Annotated in this window: 16 protein-coding genes; 4 read left to right on the forward strand and 12 right to left on the reverse strand. The window is 69.9% G+C overall.

Going from position 1 to position 24303, the window contains the following annotated elements; genetic code table 11:
• Positions 1-56 precede the first annotated feature (56 nt).
• Both OG206_RS06805 and OG206_RS06810 read left to right on the forward strand, forming a co-directional pair.
• Positions 57-1286 carry a thiolase family protein gene (locus tag OG206_RS06805; protein ID WP_327113277.1) on the forward strand — a complete coding sequence of 410 codons (1230 nt, stop codon included), beginning with the start codon at positions 57-59 and terminating at the stop codon, positions 1284-1286.
• Positions 1283-3412: a 3-hydroxyacyl-CoA dehydrogenase NAD-binding domain-containing protein gene (locus OG206_RS06810; protein WP_327113279.1), complete on the forward strand. Its 2130-nt coding sequence runs from the start codon at positions 1283-1285 to the stop codon at positions 3410-3412. Before OG206_RS06805 ends, OG206_RS06810 begins: the two co-directional genes overlap by 4 nt.
• A 165-nt stretch (positions 3413-3577) precedes the next feature.
• Here the strand turns inward: OG206_RS06810 and galU are convergent, their stop codons facing one another.
• The 6 genes from galU to OG206_RS06840 form a co-directional block, all read right to left on the reverse strand.
• Entirely contained in the window at positions 3578-4498 is a 921-nt protein-coding gene (gene galU, locus OG206_RS06815) for a UTP--glucose-1-phosphate uridylyltransferase GalU (RefSeq protein ID WP_327113281.1), read from the reverse strand.
• Between the two features lie 53 nt (positions 4499-4551).
• The gene (locus OG206_RS06820; protein WP_327113283.1) at positions 4552-6552 is read right to left on the reverse strand and encodes a glycosyltransferase; all 2001 of its coding nucleotides are present in this window, start codon (positions 6550-6552) and stop codon (positions 4552-4554) included.
• A gap of 41 nt (positions 6553-6593) precedes the next feature.
• Positions 6594-8597, reverse strand: a complete 2004-nt coding sequence (locus tag OG206_RS06825) for a glycosyltransferase (protein ID WP_327113285.1) — start codon at positions 8595-8597, stop codon at positions 6594-6596.
• Between the two features lie 3 nt (positions 8598-8600).
• The gene (locus OG206_RS06830; RefSeq protein WP_327113287.1) at positions 8601-10271 is read right to left on the reverse strand and encodes a stealth family protein; all 1671 of its coding nucleotides are present in this window, start codon (positions 10269-10271) and stop codon (positions 8601-8603) included.
• A 51-nt stretch (positions 10272-10322) separates the two neighbouring features.
• Positions 10323-12131 carry a stealth family protein gene (locus OG206_RS06835; protein ID WP_327122203.1) on the reverse strand — a complete coding sequence of 603 codons (1809 nt, stop codon included), beginning with the start codon at positions 12129-12131 and terminating at the stop codon, positions 10323-10325.
• Positions 12132-12459: 328 nt separating this feature from the next.
• The gene (locus OG206_RS06840) at positions 12460-13566 is read right to left on the reverse strand and encodes a hypothetical protein (RefSeq protein WP_327113289.1); all 1107 of its coding nucleotides are present in this window, start codon (positions 13564-13566) and stop codon (positions 12460-12462) included.
• A gap of 337 nt (positions 13567-13903) precedes the next feature.
• Here OG206_RS06840 and OG206_RS06845 point away from each other — a divergent pair, with 337 nt between their 5' ends.
• On the forward strand, positions 13904-15010 hold the full coding sequence (locus OG206_RS06845) for an LCP family protein (RefSeq protein WP_327113291.1): 1107 nt from the start codon (positions 13904-13906) through the stop codon (positions 15008-15010).
• A 20-nt stretch (positions 15011-15030) separates the two neighbouring features.
• Positions 15031-15444 (forward strand): NTP pyrophosphohydrolase, encoded by a 414-nt coding sequence (locus tag OG206_RS06850; RefSeq protein WP_327113293.1) that lies wholly within the window; start codon positions 15031-15033, stop codon positions 15442-15444.
• A gap of 5 nt (positions 15445-15449) precedes the next feature.
• On the opposite strand, the gene OG206_RS06855 is transcribed toward OG206_RS06850, so the two are convergent.
• The 6 genes from OG206_RS06855 to OG206_RS06880 form a co-directional block, all read right to left on the reverse strand.
• Positions 15450-16952 (reverse strand): amino acid permease, encoded by a 1503-nt coding sequence (locus OG206_RS06855; protein WP_327113295.1) that lies wholly within the window; start codon positions 16950-16952, stop codon positions 15450-15452.
• Positions 16953-17097: 145 nt separating this feature from the next.
• The gene (dxs, locus tag OG206_RS06860; RefSeq protein WP_327113297.1) at positions 17098-19011 is read right to left on the reverse strand and encodes a 1-deoxy-D-xylulose-5-phosphate synthase; all 1914 of its coding nucleotides are present in this window, start codon (positions 19009-19011) and stop codon (positions 17098-17100) included.
• 173 nt (positions 19012-19184) lie between these two features.
• The gene (locus tag OG206_RS06865; RefSeq protein ID WP_327113299.1) at positions 19185-20462 is read right to left on the reverse strand and encodes a sugar ABC transporter permease; all 1278 of its coding nucleotides are present in this window, start codon (positions 20460-20462) and stop codon (positions 19185-19187) included.
• Positions 20459-21247, reverse strand: a complete 789-nt coding sequence (locus tag OG206_RS06870) for an ATP-binding cassette domain-containing protein (RefSeq protein WP_124275349.1) — start codon at positions 21245-21247, stop codon at positions 20459-20461. Before OG206_RS06870 ends, OG206_RS06865 begins: the two co-directional genes overlap by 4 nt.
• Before the next feature lie 197 nt (positions 21248-21444).
• Positions 21445-22554, reverse strand: coding sequence for a sugar ABC transporter substrate-binding protein (locus OG206_RS06875; RefSeq protein WP_327113302.1), 1110 nt, complete (start codon positions 22552-22554; stop codon positions 21445-21447).
• Positions 22555-22673: 119 nt separating this feature from the next.
• Positions 22674-23873 (reverse strand): ROK family transcriptional regulator, encoded by a 1200-nt coding sequence (locus tag OG206_RS06880; protein WP_327113304.1) that lies wholly within the window; start codon positions 23871-23873, stop codon positions 22674-22676.
• Positions 23874-24303: the final 430 nt, after the last annotated feature.

Consider the following 24303-nt stretch of genomic DNA (forward strand, 5'->3'; position numbering starts at 1 on the left):
CGTGCCGACGCGTACGCCCGCAGCAGTGCCATCCCGCACCCTGGAGGAGAGCCATCGTGCCTCGTACCATCCGGGACGTCGTCTTCGTCGACGGCGTCCGCACCCCGTTCGGCAAAGCGGGCCCGAAGGGCATCTACCACGAGACCCGCGCCGACGATCTCGTCGTGAAGGCCATCCGGGAGCTGCTGCGCCGCAACCCGGACCTGGATCCCGCGAAGATCGACGAGGTCGCCATCGCCGCGACCACCCAGATCGGCGACCAGGGCCTCACCCTCGGGCGCACCGCCGGCATCCTGGCGGGTCTGCCGCAGTCGGTGCCCGGTTACTCCATCGACCGCATGTGTGCGGGCGCCCTGACCGCCGTCACCTCGACGGCCGGTTCCATCGCCTTCGGCGCGTACGACGTCGTCATCGCGGGCGGCGTGGAGCACATGGGCCGCCACCCCATGGGCGAGAGCGTGGACCCGAACCCGCGCCTCGTGTCGGAGAAGCTGGTCGACGAGTCCGCCCTCTTCATGGGCATGACCGCGGAGAACCTGCACGACAGGTACCCCACGATCACCAAGCAGCGCGCCGACGAGTACGCGGTCCGCTCGCAGGAGAAGGCCGCCAAGGCGTACGCCAACGGCAGGATCCAGCAGGACCTGGTGCCGGTCTCCGTGCGCCGCACCGATCCGGCTGCCGGTGAGACGGGCTGGGGCCTGGTCACCGCCGACGAGCCGATGCGCCCGGGCACCACCCTGGAGTCCCTGGCCGGTCTGAAGACCCCGTTCCGCGCCCACGGCCGCGTGACGGCCGGTAACGCCGCGGGGCTCAACGACGGTGCCACCGCCTCGCTGCTCGCGTCCGAGGAGACCGCCCGCGAGCTGGGCCTCCCGGTCAGGATGCGCCTCGTGTCGTACGCCTTCGCGGGTGTCGAGCCCGAGGTCATGGGTTACGGCCCGATCCCGGCGACGGAGAAGGCCCTGGCCAAGGCCGGTCTCTCCATCGAGGACATCGGTCTCTTCGAGATCAACGAGGCCTTCGCCGTCCAGGTGCTGGCCTTCCTGGAGCACTACGGCATCGCCGACGACGACCAGCGCGTCAACCAGTACGGCGGCGCGATCGCCTACGGCCACCCGCTCGCCTCCTCAGGCGTCCGCCTGATGACTCAGCTGGCCCGCCAGTTCGAGGAGCAGCCGGAGGTCCGCTACGGCCTGACGACCATGTGCGTCGGCTTCGGCATGGGCGCGACGGTCGTCTGGGAGAACCCGAACTTCGAGAACGCAGCCGGAGGCAGCAAGTGAGCTCCACCACCGAGCTTCTGAAGGGTGCGGCCGAGCTGTTCCCCGGTGAGGTCGTCACGCAGGCGCACGTACGCCACCTCGACCTTCCCGGCGGCGCTGGCCGTTTCGCCCTCATCACGCTGGACAACGGTTTCGACCACACCAAGCCGACCACCGTCGGCCCGCAGTCGCTGGCGAACCTGAACGCCGCCGTCGACCAGGTCGAGAAGGAGGCGGCCGAGGGTTCGATCGTCGGCGTCGGTGTCACCGGCAAGCCGTTCATCTTCGCGGTCGGCGCGGACCTCAAGGGCGTCGAGCTCCTGAAGGACCACAAGGACGCACTGGCCATCGGCAAGGGCGGCCACGACGTCTTCCGCCGCCTCTCCGGCCTCGCGGTCCCGACGTTCGCGTACTACAACGGCGCCGCCATGGGCGGTGGCGTCGAGATCGGGCTGCACTGCTCGTACCGCACCGTCTCCACGGCGATCCCGGCGTTCTCCCTGCCCGAGGTCTTCCTCGGCCTGGTCCCCGGCTGGGGCGGCTGCGCGCTGCTCCCCAACCTGATCGGCGCCGACCGCGCCGTCTCGGTGATCATCGAGAACTCGCTCAACCAGAACCGCCAGCTCAAGGGCAAGCAGGTCTTCGAGCTCGGAATCGCCGACGCGATCTTCGAGGGCGCGGACTTCCTGGAGCAGTCGCTGATCTGGACCGCGGCCGTCCTCAAGGGCGAGATCGCGATCGAGCGCCCCGAGCTCGACCGCGGTGACGCCTGGGACCAGGCCGTCGCCCGCGGCAGGGCGATCGCCGACTCCAAGGTGCACGGCGCGGCCCCGGCCGCCTACCGGGCGCTGGAGATCATCGCCGCCGCCAAGAGCGGTGACCTGGCCGCCGGCTTCGACGCCGAGGACCAGGCCCTGGCGGACCTGATCATGGGCGGCGAGCTGCGCTCCGGGATCTACTCCTTCAACCTGGTCCAGAAGCGTGCCAAGCGTCCCGCCGGTGCTCCGGACAAGGCCCTGGCCCGTCCGGTCACCAAGGTCGGCGTAGTGGGCGCGGGCCTGATGGCCAGCCAGCTCGCGCTGCTCTTCCTGCGCCGCCTGGAGGTCCCGGTCGTCCTCACGGACATCGACCAGGCGCGCGTCGACAAGGGTGTGGGCTACGTCCACACGGAGATCGAGAAGCTGCTCGGCAAGGGCCGCATCAACCAGGACAAGGCCAACCGTCTCAAGGCCCTGGTCTCCGGTGTGCTGGACAAGGCGGAGGGCTTCTCCGACGCCGACTTCATCATCGAGGCCGTCTTCGAGGAGATCGGCGTCAAGCAGAAGGTGTTCGCGGAGGTCGAGGCGGTCGCCCCCGCGCACGCGATCCTCGCCACGAACACCTCGTCCCTCTCGGTCACCGAGATGGCGTCGAAGCTGAAGAACCCCGAGCGGGTCGTCGGCTTCCACTTCTTCAACCCGGTCGCGATCCTCCCGCTCCTGGAGATCGTCCGCGGCGAGCAGACCGACGACGCCTCGCTGGCCACGGCCTTCGGCGTCGCCCGCAAGCTGAAGAAGACCGCGGTACTGGTGAAGGACGCCCCGGCGTTCGTCGTCAACCGCATCCTCACCCGCTTCATGGGCGAGATCCAGAACATCATCGACGAGGGCACCCCGGTGGAGACGGCGGAGAAGGCCATCGAGCCGCTCGGCCTGCCGATGTCCCCGCTGGTGCTGCTGGAGCTGGTCGGCCCGGCCATCGGCCTGCACGTCTCCGAGACCCTGAACCGCGCGTTCCCGGACCGCTTCACGGTCTCCGAGAACCTCGCGGCGGTCGTCAAGGCGGGCAAGCGCGGCTTCTACGTCCACGATTCCGGCGCGCCGGTCCTCGACCCCGAGGTGGCCGCCCTCCTCAAGCAGGGCGACACCGTCCTGACCGAGGAGCAGGTCCGCGACCGCGTCCTGGACGCGGTCGCGCAGGAGATCGGCCTGATGCTGGACGAGGGCGTCGTCGCCGAGCCCCAGGACATCGACCTCTGCCTGATCACGGGCGCCGGCTGGCCCTTCCACCTGGGCGGCATCACGCCGTACCTGGACCGTGAGGGCGTCTCGGAGCGCGTGAACGGGAAGCGGTTCCTGGAGCCGGGCGTGGCGAGCGTACCGGCGTAACACCACGCTGCACGCGGTGAGGGGCCGTACGGGATCACTCCCGTACGGCCCCTCACCGTTTCGGCTCCCGCGGCGGACAGCGATCGGCCGGTCGTGGAAGCCCGCGCCGAAACGCGGCCGGGGCGACGTCTCCCGGGCGCAGCCCCGCCCCGACCGGCCGCCTCGCTACAGGATGCCCTCTTCCCGCACGAAGCCGCCGAGCCAGGAACGGAATTCGGGGCCGATGTCCTCGCGCTCGCAGGCCAGCCGCACGACGGCACGCAGATAGTCGCCGCGGTCCCCGGTGTCGTAGCGGCGCCCGCCGAAGACCACCGCGTGCACGGGACCACCGAGCGTCGGATCGAGGGCCAATTGGCGTAGTGCGTCGGTCAGTTGGATCTCGCCGCCGCGACCCGGCGGGGTCTTTCGAAGGACCTCGAAGATCTGAGGCGCGAGGACGTACCGCCCGATCACGGCGAGATTACTGGGCGCGGTGCCGGGTTCGGGCTTCTCCACGAGACCGGTGACGACCAGGACGTCGTCGTCCTCCTCGCCGTCGTCCAGGGGGGCGACGGCCGCGCAGCCGTACAGGTGCGTCCGGTCGTCGTCGACCTCCATGAGTGCCACGACGCTGCCGCCGCGCTCCTCCTGGACCTCCAGCATCCGGGCGAGCAGCGGGTCACGCTCGTCGATGAGGTCGTCGCCGAGCAGCACGGCGAACGGGGCGTCACCGACATGCGGTTCGGCACAGAGGACCGCGTGGCCCAGGCCGAGCGGGTTGCCCTGCCGCACGTAGTGGACATCGGCCAGCTCGCTCGACTCACGGACCTGGCGAAGCTTTTCGCCGTCGCCCTTCAGCTCCAGCAGGTGCTCCAGCTCGTAGGCGCGGTCGAAGTGGTCCTCCAGGGCCCGCTTGTTCCGGCCGGTGACCATGAGCACGTCGTCGAGTCCGCTGCGTACGGCCTCCGCCACCACGTACTCGATGGCGGGGCGGTCCACGACCGGAAGCATCTCCTTGGGAGTCGCCTTGGTCGCGGGGAGGAACCGGGTGCCGAGACCTGCGGCCGGGATGACGGCCTTGCGGGTGCGGCGGTAGTGCGTAGGCATGAACGTGTACTCCACGGCGGATACGAGGACTGACGGGCCGGAGGGAAGAGGTGTCAGCCCTTGTCGGGACTGACGGTGAAGGACAGCTCGTTACCGGGTGTGAAGAAGACCCTTCCACGTGCCGGGCCCTGCGTCGGGTGGTGCCAGCGCTGCGTGGGATACACGTCGATCCGCTTGCGTTCCAGGATGTCGTCGAAGAAGCGCCCCAGCCGGATACGTGGCTGACCGGGTTCCCGCTCCAGCCACAGGTCCCAGTCGTCGTGGCCGCCCGACGAGGCGGCCACCACGCCGGCGAACGGCAGGTGCGCCTCGAAGGTGCCGCCGGGCCCCACGGAAACCTGGCCCGTCACCGTGGACGCGGCGTCCCCTCTGCGCGGCACGGCCGCCAGGCGCAGCCCGTCGAGGCCGGCGCCCGGCGGTGCGATCAGGGTGCCGCGCACCAGCCAGCCGTCCTGCCCCACCAGCACTGCACGCACCTCGGCGTGCTGCACGCGGTGCCGCACGAGGACCGACAGATGACCGTCCGCGGTGCGATAGGGCACCGGCCAGTACGCGGGGCCCTCCGCCGGGACCCGGCGGACCAGCAGACCGCCGGTGTGGACGCTCTCCGCACCGAGCGGCCGGCGTCGGCCGTCCGGCAGCTCCAGGTCGATGTCGTAACGCCCCTCGGCAAGGACCGGAGGTTCGGCGGGGATCGCGTACACCGATCGCGGAGTGCCCGTCGCCTCGTCCACCGCCGTCCCGAGAGCGGCCAGCCTGACCAGCGGCGTATCGGCCTTCCGCGGCGTGATGCACAGCGCGGGGGGCTCCGCGCCGGGCTCCAGGGCGGCGCGGACCTCGATGGATCCGTCGCCGCGCACCAGCACCTCCGCCGGGACAGCGGGCATGACGGCGGGCGCGGCCTCGGCGGCCGGCTCCCTCGGTACGGAGGCGGCCACCTCCCGCAGGAACGCGTCGTAGCGGAAGGCGATGCGCTCGGCGCTGTAGAGCGGGGCCGAGGCGTAGGCGCCCTGGGACAGTTTCTCCCGTTCGGCCGGCTGCTCGATGAGATGGCGCATCGCCTGGGCCATGGCCTGCTCGTCACCGACCGGAACCAGGATGCCGTTGTGGCCCGGGACGACGATCTCGCCGGGTCCGAAGGGGGCATCGGCGGCCAGAACCGGGAGCCCGTGGTGCATCGCCTCCACCATGGTCAGGCCGAAGGACTCGCGGCGGGCCGCGCTGACCGCGAACGCGGCCTTGTCCCACTCCGCCGTGAGGTCGGGCAGCGCGCCCATGAAACGCACGGCGTCGCTGAGTCCGTGCGCGTGCACGAGGTCCTGCAGCCGTGCCTGCTCGGGTCCACGGCCGTAGATGCGCAGCCGCCACTGCGGGTGGTGGGGGGCGACCAGGGCGAACGCGTTGATCAGCGTGTCGAAGCCCTTGCGCGTCACGAGCTGCCCGGCGGCGGCGATCAGAGGCAGGCCGCTTACGGGGTTGTGGCGGGCCGGCGGTGGCACGATGTTGCCGATGGCGGCGAGCGGGGGCGCCTGGTCGCCGAGCTGCCGCTGGTAGCCGTCCACGTCTGCCCGGGTGAGACAGACGACGCCGTCCATCTCCCGGTACAGCGCCAGAGTGCGGTCGCGCAGCTCCTGCGTGGGAACCATCGAGCCCTCGTGGTCGATGACCACGCGCCCGTAGCCGTGCCGCCCGTGCGCGATGAGATACGCGGCGAACGCCGGCCGGGCGACGATCACCACATCGGCGTCGCACCTGTCGAGGTGGGCGAGGATCAGGTCGTCGATCTCCTGGGTGTACTCGTCGGCCCAGCCGTCCTCACGCGGCATGATCCGTGACGGCTTTCCGCCCTTGGCCCCCGCCGCCCCCTCTCGACGGTCGGCCAGGTAGCGCACGGTGACGTCGGTGGACGGTGCGAAGGACGGCCGGTCCGCCGTCCGGAAGACGGAGACGATCTCCACCTCGTGATGCACCGCCAGCGCGGACGCCAGACTGCTTGACGCCCGCGGTACCCCGCCGAAATTGTCGATGCTGTGGAGCAGGAAGGAGATCCGCACGGTTGTCCTTGGGGTACTCGAGGTCCGGAGAGGGGCGACTGTCAGTGATGCTCGGTCACCACGAGCGAGAGTTCGTTGTCCGCGGTGAAGTAGGGCCGCAGGCCGACCACGGCACGGTCGACGTCCGGTCCGAACAGGTCCGAGGGCTCCTCCCGCACCAGCTCCGGGAAGCGCTGCACATCGCGCCGCACCACCTGGTCGTCGGCGATGCGTGCCACCCTGACCGGCTCGCTGCTGCCGTCGGTGAGCAGCACGTCCCAGTTCTCCCGCATGAGCAGCCGGGCTCGCATGGCCTCGTCCATGTGCAACTCCGCGCCGAACCAGCCGTCCTCGAACCGCACCCGGCCGGCTGCCAGGGTGCGCGAGGGTTCCTGGCGCCGGCGCAGCAGCAACGCCGGCTCGCCGCCGGCCTGCCACTGCCCGTGCAGCCAGCCGGTCAGCCACAGGCTCGTATCGCCGTAGTCGACGCTGACCAGTTCTGCATGGCTCGCCCGGGACCAGACACGCAGGCGCAGGTAGCCGCCCTCGGTCGCGTACGGCAGCGCCCAGTGGAAGTGGTCCAGGTCGCTGAGGTGTCCGACATCGCGCGCGCCGCCCAGCGTGCACCGCCCGTAGCGCAGACGGCTTTCCTTTCCCTTGCCGTCCACGGCGTAGAGATCGGCCCGGCCCTCGCCCAGCACGGCTAGGGCGCGGGCGTCGATACGGGCCGGGGTCGCGCCGCTCCCGACGGCGATGTCGAGCACTTCGGTCCTGCCCTGTCCCTGCTCCTTGACGCGTACGGCGCGGGCCCCGGGGACGCCGTGCACGGTGACCTCCCACACGCCGTTCGGCAGCACGCGGCAGTCGGCGGTTGCCAGAGGGCGCGCCTCGGCGGGCGCGCTCCCGCCCGTACGCCGCCGCTGGCCCCACCGACCACGCGCCCCCGCCCTGACCCCGGCGAACAGGTCCTCGTAGGCGTCGCCGACCTGCTCCGCGCCTGCGGTCCGCGCGGTCTCCAGGGCCTGGACCCGGTGCGCGGAGCGCAGCCCCTCGTCCGCCATGTAGCGCTCCAGCGCGCGCGCCGTGGCATGCACGTCACCGACCGGGACCAGCAGCCCTCCGTGGCCCTCCGCAAGCACCTCGGGAGCTCCGCAGGGCACCTCCGCGGCGACCACGGGGGTGGCCTGGGCGAGCGCCTCCCACACGGGGCGGGCGCTGTCCAGGCGCTCCGAGGTCACCAGGGCGATGTCGGCGTCGTAGAAGTCCTCCTCGCCGGCTTCCCGGTCGAACAGCAGCACATGGTCGTGGAGACCCAGCGCGGTGACCAGTTCACGTGTCTCACGGCGCAGCGGACCGGTGCCGAACACCCGTAGCTGCCAGCCCGGTTGGGCCGTCTGGCTCTGGGCGAAGGCGTGCAGCGCCAAGTCGACGCGCCGATGTGAGACCAGCCGCCCCGCGCTGATCACCACTCCTGTCATCGGCTTGTCCGGGTTCTCGGCCAGCAGCACCGGCTCGGGGATGTGGCGCACCTCGACGCCGGCGGCGAGCAACGCCCGGTACTCCGGGGCGGCGGCGTCGCCCCGGGTGAGCGGGACGACCGCGTCCAGTTCGCGGTAGAGCTCTGTCCAGCGGGCACGCACCGACTCCGGGAGCCGCTCGACGGGAGCCGGCTGACGGGCGATGCGCCGGGCGTGGGGTACGCGGCACTGGGCGAGGACGGCGCCGAGCGCGGAGCTGAGGGCGATCACCACGTCCGCGCCGCTCGCGGCCAGGTGCTTCTGGAGTCTCCCGTCGTCCGCGCGGTTGTAACGCCGGAATTCGGGGTCGCCGGCGATGACGAGCTGCGAGGTGTTCTCGTCGTCACGGTCGCCGGCCGCGACCGCGGGTGCCAGTGCCACGACACCGACGCCCTTGGGCAGTTGCAGCGCCGGGTGCGGTGCGGAGGCGCCTCGCACGGTGACGACGGCGACCCGGTGACGGGTGGCAAGGGACTGGGCTAGACGGGCGGCCGCGCGTGCGCCGATGGAATCGGTGGCCAGGGTGTGGACCAGGATCTCGATGTTCATGGCTCAGGCCGCCGTCTTCTCGTACGGGCTCGGCACCGGGTAGAAGGCTTCGAGGAATCGGTGGAGCAGCTGGCTCTGGTGCTCGATCTCGGCGGGGTCGCTCGCGGAGTCGTTGAGACAGAAGGTGTCCCGGTCCCGGCGCAGGAGGAGCAGTTGCAGCTTGTGTTCCAGCTCGGGGTCGTCCAGGGCGAAGTAGCCGTACCGGAGGTCGCCGGGGAGGCTGTGTCCGGAGTAGTAGCTGTAGTAGTGATGCAGCGAGGAGGCGATGGACAGGTCGGAGACACTGCGCACGGCGCTGGCGGAGGTGCGCCGGTGCTCCTCGGGGAAGTCATGTTCGATGGCGGCGAGGATGTCCCGGTTGAGCGCGTACGGCACGTGCTTCATCTTCTGCACGAGCGTGCGGCCGAACCGCTCCTGGATGAGCCTGCGGTTGTTCTTCGCGGCGACCGACGTGGGCACCTCGTCGGGTTCCGGGGGGCCGTAGGGGACCTGTGCGGGTGACGGGAAGAACTTGGCGATGCCGTTCGGGTGGAAGAACGCGGAGGGTGTGAGGGTCCGCCCGATGAACATGTCGTCGTTGAAGTAGACGAAGTGGCGCGACAGCCCGGGGATGTGGTGCAGCCTCGACTCGATGGCGTGGCTGTTGAAGGTGGGCAGGTGGGAGGGGTCGTCGAAGATCTCCCGGTGGTCCACCACGCGGGCCCTTCCGTCGCCGTCGGTCCACCAGTGCGGGGTCTGCCGGTCGGTGACGACGTAGATGTTCCGCACCCACGGCATGAACATCCGCACCGAGCGAAGGCTGTACTTCAGCTCGTCGCGGGAGACGTAGCGGGCCAGGCTCGCGGCCTCCGCGTGGAAGACCTCACCACGGCTCTCCGCGCGACGCCGTTGCCAGGCCGGGTCGTCGCCGTCCACCCAGGTGTACACGACGTCGATGGGGAAGGGGTGCTCGTCGGGGAAGGGAATGGCCAGTTCGGGGCGGGTCCGCGTCGGGCGCAGCGGCGGCGTCTCGGAGCCGTGGGCCCGGCCGACGAGCCTGGTCATGTGCTCTCCGGCGACGACGAGCTGCTGACCGCCGAGGGATATCTGCTCGCTGGCGCGGTTGCGGCGGGGGGCGACGAGGCGGTCGACACCCTGGCCGGGCACGCTCTCCCCGGGCTCCCAGAACTCGACGTCGCAGCCTGTGTCGGCACCATGCGTCAGGTGCCCTTCCTCCGTGGTGCGGAACCAGAAGGCGCGCACGACGGGCAGGCCGTTCGCCCTCTCCCAGGTCCTGTCCGAGGAGCCCTCCCACGCGCCGTCGCCGGGGGCCATCCCGGCCTTCGGGCGGGCGAGGTAGCCCTTGCTGCCGGACAGCCGGGCGCGCAGCGCCGCCAGGACCTGGGGGCGCTGACGCGCGTCGACTCCGACCGCGGAGGCGGTGTCGTCGAGGCCCGGCACCGCGAACCAGTCGATCCGCTCGGCTTCCAAGGCGCGGCGGACTTCCAGGTTGTTCAGCTCGCGCGCGGCCAGTGGTGTGAGCCGGTCGTGCACCAGCGCCACCCGCTCGTGCATGTCTACGACGACCTGCCGCTCCGTACGGCTCCTGCGCAGCTGCGCCGGTCCGGGCTCCGGGCGGGAGCCGGTGCCCATGAAGGTCTCGCCGGCCGCTTCGCGACTGGTGGTGTCAAACACGCGGTTCACTTTCGTTACGGGGGACAGGTGCTGCGGCGGGGCGCGGGGCGTTCACTGCCTGATCTCGGCCTTGCCCGGCCCGCTCACGTCGCAGTACTCGTCCCGGTCCACGCGCTCGAAACGGCTGGGGACGGGGAAATACGCGTCGAGGAAGTTCCTCACCATCCGCTCCTGGGCCTCGGGGTCGTCATGTTCGACGGTGTCGTTCAGGCAGAAGGTGTCGAAGTTCCGATGGGCGAGGAGGTTGTCCAGGCGGCGCCGGGCCTGGTCGGCGGCGAGGTCGATGTACTGGTATCGGATGTTGCCGACGGTCGTGCGGCCGGTGTGGAAGCCGTAGTAGTGGTGCAGCGAGGAGGCGATCGGGACGTCCTCCGGGGACCGGAAGCGGGAGTGCTGGGTGCGCTGGTGCTCTTCGCTGTAGACCAGCTCGATGTCGGCGAGGATGCTGCGGCGCAGCGGGTGCGGGGTGTGCTTCATCTTCTGCGCGATACGGGTGCCGAAGGACCGCTCGATCAGCGCCCGGCTGTTCTTGCCGGCCGCGTTCACCGGCAGGTCGTCCGTGTCCGCGGGGCCGCTCGGTATGAGCGCCTTGGACTGGAAGAACTTGGTCAGGCCGTTGGTGTGGAAGAAGCGTTCGGCACCGAGCGGGCGGCCGAAGAACACATCGTCGTTGAGGTAGAGGAAGTGCTCGGACAGGCCTTCGATGTGGTGCAGCTGGCTTTCGATGGCGTGTGAGTTGAACGTGGGCAGCGCGGTGGGTTCCGAGAAGATCTCACGGTGGTCGACGACCTGGATGCCGGGGGCGTCGGTGTCCAGCCAGCCGGGCACCTGTCCGGCGGTGACCAGGTAGACGGTGCGGACCCAGGGTGCGTACTGGTGCAGGGAGCGCAGGGAGTAGCGCAGTTCGTCGCGGCTGGTGAAGCGCGCGTCGTTCGCCGCCTGGGCGTGCAGGGTCTGGGACGGGGCGCCCGGCCTGCCCGCGCGGGCGGCATCGCGTTCGGCGCTCCATCTGGGGTCGGAGTCGTCGACCCAGGTGTAGACGACGTCGATGGGGAAGAGGTGGTCCTCCGCCAGAGGCTGGGTGAATTCGGCCACGGTGCGCGCGCTGCCGGTGGTGTAGGAGCCGGGCACCAGGGCGAACAGGGCCTGCGGCACGGTGTGGCGTGGTGCGTCCACCGGCACTTCTTCGACCACCCGGTTGGGTCGGGGTGCCACGAGCCGGCCTTCTCGTTCCGCCCAGAATTCGAGGTCACAGCCCTGGTCGGCGCCGAACACGAGCTGCTGCGTGGGGTCGGTGACGTACCAGGCGACCCGGAGGGCGTCGTGCTTGCGCAGCTGGCGCCACGACTTGTCGTCGTCGCCGGGCCGCATGCCCGACTCCGACGCTGAGGCTGTGCCCACGTAACCCGGGGTCTGCTCGAAGGCGATCTGGAGCATTTCCTCCGCCGACTCGCGCAGCTCTGCGGGCACCGCGACCGTCGGAACGTCCTTCGTGGCACCGCGGATACAGAAGTACTCGATGCCGCCGGCCTCGAGCGTGGCGATGAGGATGTGCAGGTTGCGGGCCTGGGCCGCCCATGCGGTGGCGCCCTCCACGAGCAGGGCGTGCACGTGCCGGCCCTTGAGGCGCACCACCCGGCGCATCGACGCCGCACTGTGCCGGGGCCCGTTGCGGCGGCCGCCCATCGCCCAGACGACCGTTGCCGACCGGATGGCGTCGACGGAGGTGAACGAGGACTTCACGGCGGAGCGCAGCGGGGCGGGCACCTTGCGGACGATGCCTCTTCGCGCACCGACCGGCACCACCGACCGGTACGCCGAAACAAGCGATCCCGCCTCCGGATTACCGGAACCGACCACGAGGCATCCACCACCCACGCCACTGCGGTCCAGCGTCTGCTGCCAGGCACCACCTCGTGCCCGGACGGCGGACGGTACGAGACCGAAACCTGTCATCCCCCATGAGGACCGCCGCGCAGGACGGTCACACCTGCTCAGTCGCAAGCAAGTCACAGAACCTTCACATAAAGAGCTGATCAGTGTCCAGCCAAAAAAGTGCAGATGTACGACATGTAGCCGTGAGGAATCCCACCGGGAACTCGTACAACCTTTTACGACTTCACGAGAACGACACATGGAACGGAAGTGAACGGACGGTGTCGTCGATGCGCCGGAAGGTGCCGGCGGGTCACAGCCGGTGCCAGTGCGGTGCGAGGGTCAGCCCCGGGCCCGATTCCTGCCGGGCCACGGACACGACCCCGTTCTTCCCGGGAACCGCCACGACCACGCGGCCGTGGCCGTCGAGGGCCAGCGCGGGATCACCGACGCAGTCCTCGGTGGTGTCCGACCACCAGACACCGCCCTGCTCCCCCTCGGTGCCGCAGACCCCGATCAGCAGAGTGCCGCCTGCCCCGCGCTGGGCGAGGACCGTGCAGTCGTAGCCGTCGAGCGGGGTGCGCAGGGCCGCGAGGGCACCGTCCCCGGGGTACCCGCCCACCGGCACGGGCCAGGCGCCGGCCCGGTAGGACACGACCCCCGCCGTGTTCTCATCGGTCCAGTAGTAGGTGAGCCGGCCGGGCGCCGTCTCCAGGGCCGCCACCGACCCCTCCCGGGCGTAGAACCGCAGCGACGTCCCGGTGCTGTGCAGCGGACCGTCGGGGTCGTCCTGGCGCCACTGCTGAGCACCCTCATCGCTGGGCGCGAAGACCTCCACGAGCCCGCTCGAGGTCACCGACGGCACGATCCCGGCGGCGAGCCCGGCCCCCTTGAGGTCCTGCCAGGCTCCCCACTTGCCGCCCTTCGCCTCCCGGCACATCTGCAGACCTCGGTCGGCGCTGCGCACGAAGACGTAGACCGCCCCCTGGGCGTCGACGGCCCCGGTGGGCACGCCGGCCTGCCGGCCGGTCTCCCGGTCACGATGGAAATTCCCGAGGGACCGCCACGCGGTGACGGGGCGACCGGTCTGGTACTGGACGGCGTGCACGAAGTCCACACCCGGCCCGTCCGAACCGCGGCGCTCGCGGCGCCCGAGGAAATGCACGTACGAGTCGGCGCCCTGGACGACGGTGAGGTCCGTCAGATCCGCGATCGGCACGAAGTCCGGGCCGTCCCAGCGGTCACCGCCCGGGTTCCGCTGCGTCCAGCGCAACAGACCGCCGTCCGTGCGGGCGTAGAGCGTGAGCCTGCCGTCCTTGCCGAGCGGCATCCAGCGGCCACGCGGCGTTCCGCGGACCTCCCGGCGCGCGGACGCGAGGGCGGGGGCACTGCTCGCGGAGTCCGGTCCTCTTCTCCGCATGCCCGTAACACCCTCTCCGCTTCACCGGTTCTTCATCCTGCCTGCACAAGACCGACAACATCATATGCTCAGCACCGATTCGCCCGATCCGGCCCTCCGTGCGGCGCCGCGGGTGCGAGATCCGCAGCCCCACCCGCGCATCGGCGACCAGCCCGAGAACGAACGGCGGTCCGGACAGCGCGGGTTGTGATTCCGGGACCAAAACGCCCCAAGCGCACGATCGTCTGTTCTATAGTGCACGCTCAGTCATGCACACACGGACCGGCCACACCCCCCACCCGAGTCCCACGCACTCCACAGCCCACCCACGGGCCACGAGATTGAGGACTCGACCACGATGAGTCACGACGCCATGTCCCAGGGCACACAGGAAGGCCGTCCGGCGTCTCATGGCGGCGGACGGAAGCGCAGAGAAGGCCCGCGCAAACGCCGCCGCGGCCTCAAGATCACCCTGGGGGTGCTCGTCCTGCTCATCCTCGCGGGTGGCGGCACGGCGTACTGGATGTATCAGGACCTCGACAACAACATCAAGGGTGTCGACATCAACAAGGCGCTCGGTGAGGACCGTCCCAAGAAGCTGCCCACCGCCGGCCAGAACCTCCTCGTCCTCGGCTCCGACTCCCGCGCCGGGGCGGAGAACCAGGAACTGGGCGGGGGTGGCGCCGTCGGCGGGGCCCGCTCCGACACCGCCATGGTGGTGCACATACCCGAGGGCCGGACCCAGGCCGTCGCCGTGTCCATCCCGCGCGACACCCTGGTGACGCGGCCCGAGTGCACCAGGTCCGACGGTTCGACGACGGCACCCGCCGAGCGGGTCATGTTCAACTCCGTGTACTCGCAGGTCGGTCCGGCCTGCGTGGTGAAGACGGTGGAGAAGATGTCCGGAGTCCGCATCGACCACTACATGGAGATCAACTTCGCCGGGTTCAAGGGTCTGGTCGACGCCATCGGGGGCGTCACCGTCGACGTCAAGGAGCCGATCCACGACAAGGCGTCGGGGCTCGACCTGACCGCCGGTACGCACAAGCTCGACGGCACCGAGTCCCTCTCCTTCGTCCGGACCAGGCACGGCATCGGAGACGGCAGCGACCTGGGCCGGATCGGGCTGCAGCAGCAGTTCCTCTTCTCGCTGCTGACCGAGATCAAGTCGCAGGACCTGCTCGGCAGTCCGACGACGGCGTACAAGATCGCCAACTCGGCCACCAAGTCGCTCACCACCGACGAGGGGCTGGCCTCACTGACGTCCCTCACCGAGTTCGCCCGCTCGATGAACGGCGTCGACCCCTCGTCCATGGAGACGATCATGCTGCCGGTCGCCTACGACAAACGCGACCCGAACCGTGTGGTGGCGGCGCAGCCGCAGGCCGGCGACCTCTGGAAGGCGATCCGCTCGGACGGCACGATCCCGGAGTCCGCGAAGGAGTCTCCCGCGACGGGCGGCTGAGCGCGTGTCACCCTGACGGGGTGACGAACGAACGGGCTCTCGTGATCATCGACGCCGCCAACGTGGTGGGGTCCGTCCCGGACCAGTGGTGGAGGGACCGGCGCGGGGCCGCCGAGCGGCTGCGGGACTCGCTCGTCCCGTATGCCCTCGACGGGCTGCCGGGCGTTCCCGGTCCCGCCGAACTGGTGCTGGTCGTGGAGGGCGCGGCCCGCGCGGTCGTGTCCGTGCCGGGGGTCCGCGTGGAGGCGGCCGCGGGCAGCGGCGACGACCTGATCGTGGACCTGGTGGCGGCGTGGGCGGACGACCGGGCCGGCCGGGGCGACTGTGTCGTGGTCACGTCCGACCGGGGACTGCGGCAGCGGGTCGAAGCGTACGGGGCGAGGTGCACGGGACCGCGTACGGTACGGCCGCTGCCGCCTTCGCGTCGTGACTGACCGGGTCAGCGCTCCTTGGACATACGGCTGTTGTGGCGCCCGTACGCGAAGTAGATGATCACGCCGATCACCATCCAGACCGCGAACCGGAGCCAGGTCTCCGCCGGCAGGTTCAGCATCAGCCAGACCGAGGCGGCCACCGAGACGATCGGCAGGACGGGCACCCACGGCGTGCGGAAGGCGCGGTGGAGTTCGGGGCGGGTGCGGCGCAGGACGATCACGCCGAGGGCGACGACGACGAACGCGAAGAGCGTGCCGATGTTCACCAGGGTCGCGAGCTCGTTGATGCTGGTGAAACCGGCGACGATCGCGATGATCACACCGAGCAGGATCGTCGGGCGGTACGGCGTGCCGAAGCGCGGGTGCGTCACCGAGAAGAACCGGGGCAGCAGTCCGTCGCGGCTCATCGCGAAGAACACACGGGTCTGGCCCAGCAGCAGGATCATGCAGACCGTGGTCAGGCCGATCGCCGCGCCGAAGCTGATGACTCCGGCGTAGAAGGGGTGTCCGACCGCCTTGAAGGCGTCGGCGAGCGGGGCGCTGACGGAGAGTTCGGTGTAGTTCTGCATACCGGTGACCACGATGGACACGGCGACGTAGAGCACTGTGCAGATGATCAGGGAGGCCAGGATGCCGCGCGGCATGTCACGCTGCGGGAGCTTGGTCTCCTCGGCCGCCGTGGCGACGACGTCGAAGCCGATGAAGGCGAAGAACACGACGGACGCGGCCGTGAAGATGCCCATGACCCCGAAGTTCGTCGGCTCGTAGCCGAAGATCAGCTGGACCAGTGGTGCGTCCAGGCCCGATCCGCCCTCCTGCTTCTGTGCCTCGGGGATGAAGGGCGTGTAGTTGGCCGACTTGATGAAGAAGAGGCCGGCGATGATCACGATGAAGACGACGGCGAGCTTGATGGCGACGACCGCCGTGGTCACCCGGGCCGACAGCTTCATCCCGAGGACCAGGATGACCGTGAGCACCAGCACCAGTGCGAAAGCCAGGATGTCGAAGCCGAAGCCGCTCGCCACGTCCGGGCCGGAGAGCGCGTCGGGCAGGGTCCAGTCGGCGTTGTCCAGCAGCGACCTGATGTAGCCGGACCATCCGACCGCGACCACCGCCGTACCCAGCGCGAACTCCAGCACCAGGTCCCAGCCGATGATCCAGGCGACCAGCTCACCGAGCGAGGCGTAGGCGAAGGTGTACGCGGATCCGGCCACCGGCACGGTGGAGGCGAATTCGGCGTAGCAGAGCGCGGCGAGCGCGCAGACGATGCCCGCCGCGACGAAGGCGAGGGCGGTGGCGGGGCCGGCCGTCTCCTTGGCGACCTTGCCCGTGAGGACGAAGATCCCGGTACCGATGATCACACCCACGCCGAAGACCGTGAGGTCCAGAGCGGAGAGGGACTTCTTGAGCGCGTGCTCCGGCTCCTCGGTATCGCGGATGGACTGTTCGACCGTCTTGGTCCGGAACAGCCCCCCTCCGCTGGGGGGCGTGTCATGCTGCGTGCTCACCGGCGTACCTCCGCGCACTCGTCGTGCACGCCATGATTCGGAACCGGCCGCCCCGGCACGCTCCGCCCGGCCCCCTTTCACGCGAATGGGCCGGTCGGACCACCCGTGCGGAGCGGCCGACCGGCCCAACGGGCCGTGCGGTGGATCAGTCGCGGACGGGCTCGGCGGCCCGGCTCTCGTACCGTCCGTCGAGCTTGGCCACCAGACCGGTGACCTGGCGGGCGATGTCCGGCGCCGTCAGACCGATCTCGGCCATGACCTCGGCCCGCGAGGCGTGGTCGAGGAAGACCGGCGGGATGCCGAAGTCACGCAGCGGCACGTCCACGTCCGCGTCGCGCAGGGACTGGGCGACGGCCGAGCCGACACCGCCTGCCCTGCTGTTGTCCTCCACGGTGACGACGACCCGGTGCTGCGCCGCCAGCGGTGCGAGGGCCTCGTCGACGGGCTTGACCCAGCGCGGGTCGACCACCGTCGTGGAGATGCCCTGGGCGTCGAGCAGCGTGGCGATCTCCAGGCACATCGGGGCGAGCGCGCCGACGGAGACCAGCAGGACGTCGGGCTTGTCCGTACCCGCCGAGCGCAGGACGTCCATGCCGCCCACCGTGCCGACCGCCTTGACCGCGGGGCCGACGGCGCCCTTGGAGAAGCGGACGACGGTCGGGGCGTCGTCGACGGCGACGGCCTCGCGCAGCTGGGCGCGGACCTGGTCGGCGTCGCGCGGGGCGGCGATGCGCAGGGAGGGCACGCACTGCAGGATCGACATGTCCCACATGCCGTTGTGCGAGGCACCGTCCGTGCCCGTGATGCCGGCCCGGTCCAGGACGAAGGTCACGCCGCACTTGTGCATGGCGACGTCCATGAGGACCTGGTCGAAGGCACGGTTGAGGAAGGTCGCGTAGACCGCGAAGACGGGGTGCAGCCCGCCCGTGGCGAGCCCGGCCGCGGAGACCGCGCCGTGCTGCTCGGCGATCCCGACGTCGTAGATGCGGTCCGGGAAGGCCTCCTCGAACTTGCCGAGGCCGACGGGCTGGAGCATGGCCGCGGTGATGGCGACGATGTCCTCCCGCTCGTGGCCGAGCTTGACCATCTCCTCGCCGAAGACCGACGTCCAGTCGAGGCCGGACGTGGAGATCGGCAGGCCGGTGTCCGGGTGGATCTTGCCGACGGCGTGGAAGCGGTCCGCCTCGTCCTCGAGGGCGGGGGTGTAACCGCGGCCCTTCTCGGTGAGGCAGTGCACGATGACCGGACCGCCGAAGCGCTTGGCCCGCTGGAGCGCCGACTCCAGGGCCTCGATGTCGTGGCCGTCGATCGGGCCGACGTACTTCAGCCCGAGGTCCTCGAACATGCCCTGCGGGGCGATGAAGTCCTTGAGGCCCTTCTTGGCGCCGTGCAGGGTTTCGTAGAGCGGCCTGCCGACGACCGGCGTGCGCTCCAGGAGGTCCTTGCCGCGGGCCAGGAAGCGCTCGTACCCGTCGGTGGTGCGGAGAGTGGCGAGGTGGTTCGCGAGGCCGCCGATGGTAGGGGCGTACGAACGCTCGTTGTCGTTGACGACGATCACGAGCGGGCGGTCCTTGGCGGCGGCGATGTTGTTCAGCGCCTCCCAGGCCATGCCGCCCGTGAGCGCGCCGTCACCGATGACGGCGACGACGTGGTCGTCCTTGCCCAGGACCTCGTTGGCCTTGGCGAGGCCGTCGGCCCAGCCGAGCACCGTCGAGGCGTGCGAGTTCTCGATGACGTCGTGCTCGGACTCGGCGCGGGACGGGTATCCGGAGAGGCCGCCCTTGCTCTTGAGCTTCGAGAAGTCCTGCCGGCCGGTGAGCAGCTTGTGCACGTAGCTCTGGTGACCGGTGTCGAAGAGGACCTTGTCCTGCGGGGACTCGAAGACCCGGTGCAGGGCGATGGTCAGCTCGACCACACCCAGGTTCGGGCCGAGGTGGCCCCCGGTCTTGGACACCTCCTCGACGAGGAAGGTGCGGATCTCCCCGGCGAGCTGGTCGAGCTGCTCGAGGCCGAGCCGGTCCAGGTCGCGCGGTCCCCCGATGCGGGTCAGCAGGTCCACCCGTGCCTCCTTGCGTAAGAGCTGGTCGAGCGTGTCGATCCGATGAGTCTAATGTTCCGCCGGCGGGCACGGTCATCGGGCGGCGCATTCCGCCCTGCCGCGCCGGGGCGCGCCGGACACGCGTGTGCCCGGCATCGCGGAGGATGCCGGGCACATGTCCGCAGGTGCGAAGGTCAGGCGCGGCCTGCGGTCTTCTGCGTCTTGCGGGTGATGGAGTCGATGACGACCGTGATGAGAAGAACAGCGCCGGTGATCATGTAGTTGATCGGCGTGGCGATGCCCTCGAGGGCGAGGCCGTACTGGATCGAGACGATCACCATGACGCCGAGCAGGGCGTTCCAGGTGCGGCCACGGCCACCGAAGAGGCTGGTGCCGCCGATGACGGCCGCCGCGATGACGTTCATCAGGAGGTCGCCGCCGCCGGAGCCCTGGTTGGCCGCCGCGATCTTGGAGGCCCAGAACAGGCCGCCGATCGCCGCGAAGGTGCCGGCGATGGCGAAGACCGAGATCCGGATCGCGGTGACGTTGATGCCCGCACGGCGGGACGCCTCGACGCTGCCGCCGAGCGCGAAGATCTTCCGGCCGTAGGCGGTGCGGCGCAGGACGAAGTCCGTGCCGACCAGGACGACGAGGAAGAGGACCAGGGCCAGCGGGAGACCGCGGTACTGGTTGAACATGAACGCGGCGCCGAAGGAGAACAGCGCCAGGATGACGGTGCGCACCACGATGTCGACGACCGGCCGCGACGGGACGCCGGCCGCCTCACGGCGGCGGGTGTCCAGGAAGGCGGAGAGGAAGTAGCCGATGACCGCGACGGCCGCGAGGCCGTAGGCGGCGGCGACGTCCGCGAAGTAGTACGTGGTCAGCTTGCCGATGACGCCGTCGCTGTCCAGGTTGATGGTGCCGGTGTCACCGAGCAGCTGGAGCATGAAGCCCAGCCAGAACAGCAGACCGGCGAGGGTGACGGCGAAGGCGGGGGCGCCGATCCGTGCGAAGAAGAAGCCGTGGATCGCGCCGATGAGAGCGCCGCTGGCGATCGCGATGAGGACGGCGAGCCACTCGTTCACCCCGTGGGTGACGCTGAGCACGGCCACGACCGCTCCGGCGACACCACTGACCGAGCCGACCGAGAGGTCGATCTCGCCGAGCAGCAGCACGAAGATGATGCCGACGGCCATCATGCCGGTGGCCACCATCGTCACGGCGATGTCGCTGACGTTCTTCGCGGAGAGGAACTCGGAGTTCAGGCTCTGGAAGACGACGCAGATGATGAGCAGGCCGATGACCACGGGGATCGAGCCGAGGTCACCACCGCGCATCTTGCGCTTGAACTCGGTGAGGTATCCGGCGAGGCCCTGCTCGCGGACGAGCAGCCGGGGGTCGACCACGGTGTCGGCGCCCTTGGCCGCCTCCGGGTTGACCACTGCCGTGGACGTCTTGTCGGTTGTCACTTCTGGGCCTCCGCGTTGCGCGCCGCACGACGGGTCACGGCGTTCTCCGTGGCGCCCGTGATGGCGGAGATGATCTCTTCCTGCGAGGTCGTCTTCACGTCGAAGACCCCGTTGTTCCGGCCGAGCCGGAGCACGGCGACCTTGTCGGCGACGGCCTTCACATCGGCCATGTTGTGGCTGATGAGGATGACCGCGTGACCGCGCTCGCGCAGCCGCTCGACGAGGTCGAGGACCTGTGCGGTCTGCTCGACGCCGAGTGCGGCGGTGGGCTCGTCGAGGATGACGAGCTTGGGCTCGCCCAGCATCGAACGCGCGATGGCGACCGTCTGGCGCTGACCGCCGGACAGGGACGCGATCGGAATGCGGACGCTGGGGATGCGGATCGACAGCGTGCTCAGGAGCTCGCGCGAGCGGCGCTCCATCTCGACCTCGTCGAGGATCCCGAACTTGCGGAGCTCCCTGCCGAGGTAGAGGTTGCCGACGACGTCGATGTTGTCGCAGAGCGCGAGGTCCTGGTAGACGGTCGCGATCCCCAGGTTCTGGGCATCGTGCGGCTTGGATATCTGGACCGGACGGCCGTCCCACTCGATGACTCCGTCATCGATGGGGTGGACACCTGCGATCGTCTTGACCAGCGTTGATTTACCGGCGCCGTTGTCACCCACCAGGGCGACCACCTCACCGGCGTGGACCTCAAGCTCTACGTCGGTGAGCGCCTGGACGGCACCGAATCGCTTGGAGACCCCTCGCAACGCCAACACGGGCGTAGCGGACACGTGAACCATCTCCTTCGCCGCCTGACCCGGCGGGGATACCGCGCCTCTGGGGGGAGGCGCGGTGGTTGAGCAGAAGAGTGAGAAAAGAATCGGAAGCGTTCCGTCCGACGCCCGGCCCGGTAGCGGGACAGTTGGTGGGCCGGGCGCCGGACAGGCTTCGGGACCGCCCGGCCCGGCCCCGGAGGGCCTTGCCGGGCGGAGGGGGCCTACTTCAGGCCCGCTGCGGCGCAGGCGTCCTTGTACTTGGCCGAGCAGATCTCGTCGAGCGTCCAGATGCCGTCCTTGATGACGGTGTCCTTGATGTTCTCCTTGGTCAGCGAGATGACCGGGACGAGAACGGTCGGAATGCCCTTGGTGCCGGCATTGTCGATCTTGGACGTGGCGATGGAGTCGAGCTTCTCACCCTTGGCGAGCGCGACGGCCATCTCGGCGGCGACGATGCCCTCCTGCGGGTAGGACTTGTAGACGCTCATGAACTGCTCACCGGTGACGATGCGCTGCACACCGGCGAGTTCGGCGTCCTGGCCGGTGACCGGCGGGAGCTTGGAGAGGCCGGCCGACTTGAGGGCCTGGATGATGCCGCCCGCCATGCCGTCGTTGGCGGAGTAGACGCCGGCGATCTTGTCCTTGCCCAGGGCCGTGATCGCGCCCTCCATGTTGGAGTTGGCGTTCTCCGGCTTCCACTCCTTGGTGTCGTACTCCTTGCCGTAGGTCACCTTGCCGTCGAGCACCGACTTGGCGCCCTTCTTGAAGAGCGCGGCGTTCGGGTCGGTGATCGCACCGTTCATCATGACGATGGTGGGCTTGGCGGCGTCGCCCAGGGCCTCCAGGAGGGCCTTGCCCTGCGCGCGGCCGACCTCTTCGTTGTCGAAGGAGGTGTAGGCGTCGATCGGGCCCTCGGCGAGGCGGTCGAAGGCGACGACGGGGATGCCCTCGTCCTTGGCCTTCTTCACGCTGTTCTCGATGGCCTTGGCGTCGACGGCGTCGACGATGAGCGCGTCGACCTTGTTCGTGATCATTGTGTCGACCTGCTGCGCCTGCAGTGTGGCGTCCTGCTTGGCGTTGGCGTAGACGACCTCCGCCTTGCCGCCGGTCAGCTCGCTGACCTTCTTCTCGATGATCGGCTTGTCGAACTTCTCGTAGCGAGCGGTGACGTTCTCGGGAAGGAGCAGACCGATCTTGATCGCGTCGCCCTTCTTGCCCGAGTCCGTGGAGGCCTTGTCGCCGGACTCCTTCGCACTACCGCAAGCAGCGAGCGAGACAGCCATGGTGGTGGCGGCAACGGCAACGGCGGCACGACGCATACGCGTGTTCATTTCGAACCTCCCTGACGAGGCCGCGACGTTGCGGCCGAGGTGGCTGGAAGTCAACTCGGCCGCGCCGCCAGCGTCAAGGAGTAAATACTTAACGAGATGACAACGGTGCCATTCGTTATCTAAGTGAAGGCGGGAGTCGCTGCGGGAAGGGTGCTCTCCAAAAGGGTCGAATCGCCCATTTCGCTGAGCGCGAGGGCGAGCGCGCCCAGCACCTCGGCCCGCGCTCCGAGCGCGCCGGGGAGCACGGAGAGCTGCCGGGCGGCGCTGGGGATGGCATAGCGCGAGACCGAGTCGCGGATGGGACCCAGCACCAACTCCCCTGCCTCCGCGAGGGATCCGCCGAGCACCACGCGACTCGGGTTGAGCAGGTTGCACAGGTTGGCCACCCCGCTGCCGATGTGCCGCCCCACGTCCCCGATGACCCTGCGGCAGCCCGGATCGCCCTCACGGGCCAGCTGCACCACCCGGTCCATCGTGAGATCGGGACCGTGGCTCGGCATGAGCAGGGGCAGGACGTACCGGGCGGCCGTGAAGGTCTCCAGGCAGCCGCGGTTGCCACAGCGGCAGACGGGGCCCGATTCGTCGAGCGTGATGTGCCCTATCTCGCCGGCCGTGCCGCCCGGGCCCCGGTAGATGTGCCCGTCGATCACCAGACCGGCGCCCACACCGCTCGCGACCTTGATGTACGCCAGATCCCTGACCCCGCGGCCGCTGCCCCAGACGAGTTCGCCGAGCGCCCCGAGATTGGCGTCGTTGTCCACGTACACCGGGACCCCGAGGCGGCCGGCGAGCTCCTGACTGGGATTGATGCCCGTCCAGCCCGGCAGGATCGAGGTGGAGCCCAGGGTTCCGGATTCGACGTCGATGGGTCCCGGCACGCCGAGTCCCACGCCGATCACCTTCTCGGGACTGATCCCCGTGGTCTCGACCAGGCGGTTGACCAGCTGTTCCGCCCGGCCGAAGCCCTGGGCGGACGAGGCGTCGACGTCCAGCGGCTCGGATTCCTCGGCCAGCACCTGGTGGGCGAGGTTCCCGATGGCGACACGGAGGTGGGTGTGCCCGAAATCAACCCCTATGACGATGCCGGCATCCCCACTGAGGGAGACACTGCGGGCACGGCGCCCGCCCGCCGAGGTGGGCGTCACCTCGACCGTGCCGCCGTCCTTGAGTTCGCGCACGATGTTGGAGACAGTGGCCGCGGAGAGGCCGGTGCTTCTGGCGATCTCGGCCTGGGTCAGGGACCCCGCCATTCTTACGGCACGCACGACCCGCTCAAGATTGGCCCGATGCAGAGATGTCTGCGACCCCGGAGTCTCCATCGACTCACTCACTCCTGCCGTTTTCTCTAACATGTGAACCCTAAGCTGAGCGTTTTGGGGTGCCCCCCGTCAAGACCTGAGCAGTGGAGGCCTCTGACGAGCACGTCGCTCCCGCGGCCCGCCGTCGCCTTCGACGGGCGTCAGGACGAGGTCGCCGGCCCCCCTGGCGGGCACGCGCGCGACCGGCGATTCGTCGCCCGCAGCCGTGATTTACGGGGTCAGCACCCCACTCGGCCGCCCCGCGCCTCCACCGGTTTCCGGCCCTCGCCGCCCAAAGGCGTTTCCCCGCACGGCCGTCGGCGGCTCGCGGCGGGCGCCCGCACAAGCCGTCGGCCGGCGGCGGAAGTTCACGCCGTGAACGGCCGACGCCCCGCACGCGGACATGCGGACGCCCCAACCGCACTGTTCGGCAGGCCACTTACGGGACTGC

It is taken from the genome of Streptomyces sp. NBC_01341 (genome assembly GCF_035946055.1).
Classification (GTDB): Bacteria; Actinomycetota; Actinomycetes; order Streptomycetales; family Streptomycetaceae; genus Streptomyces.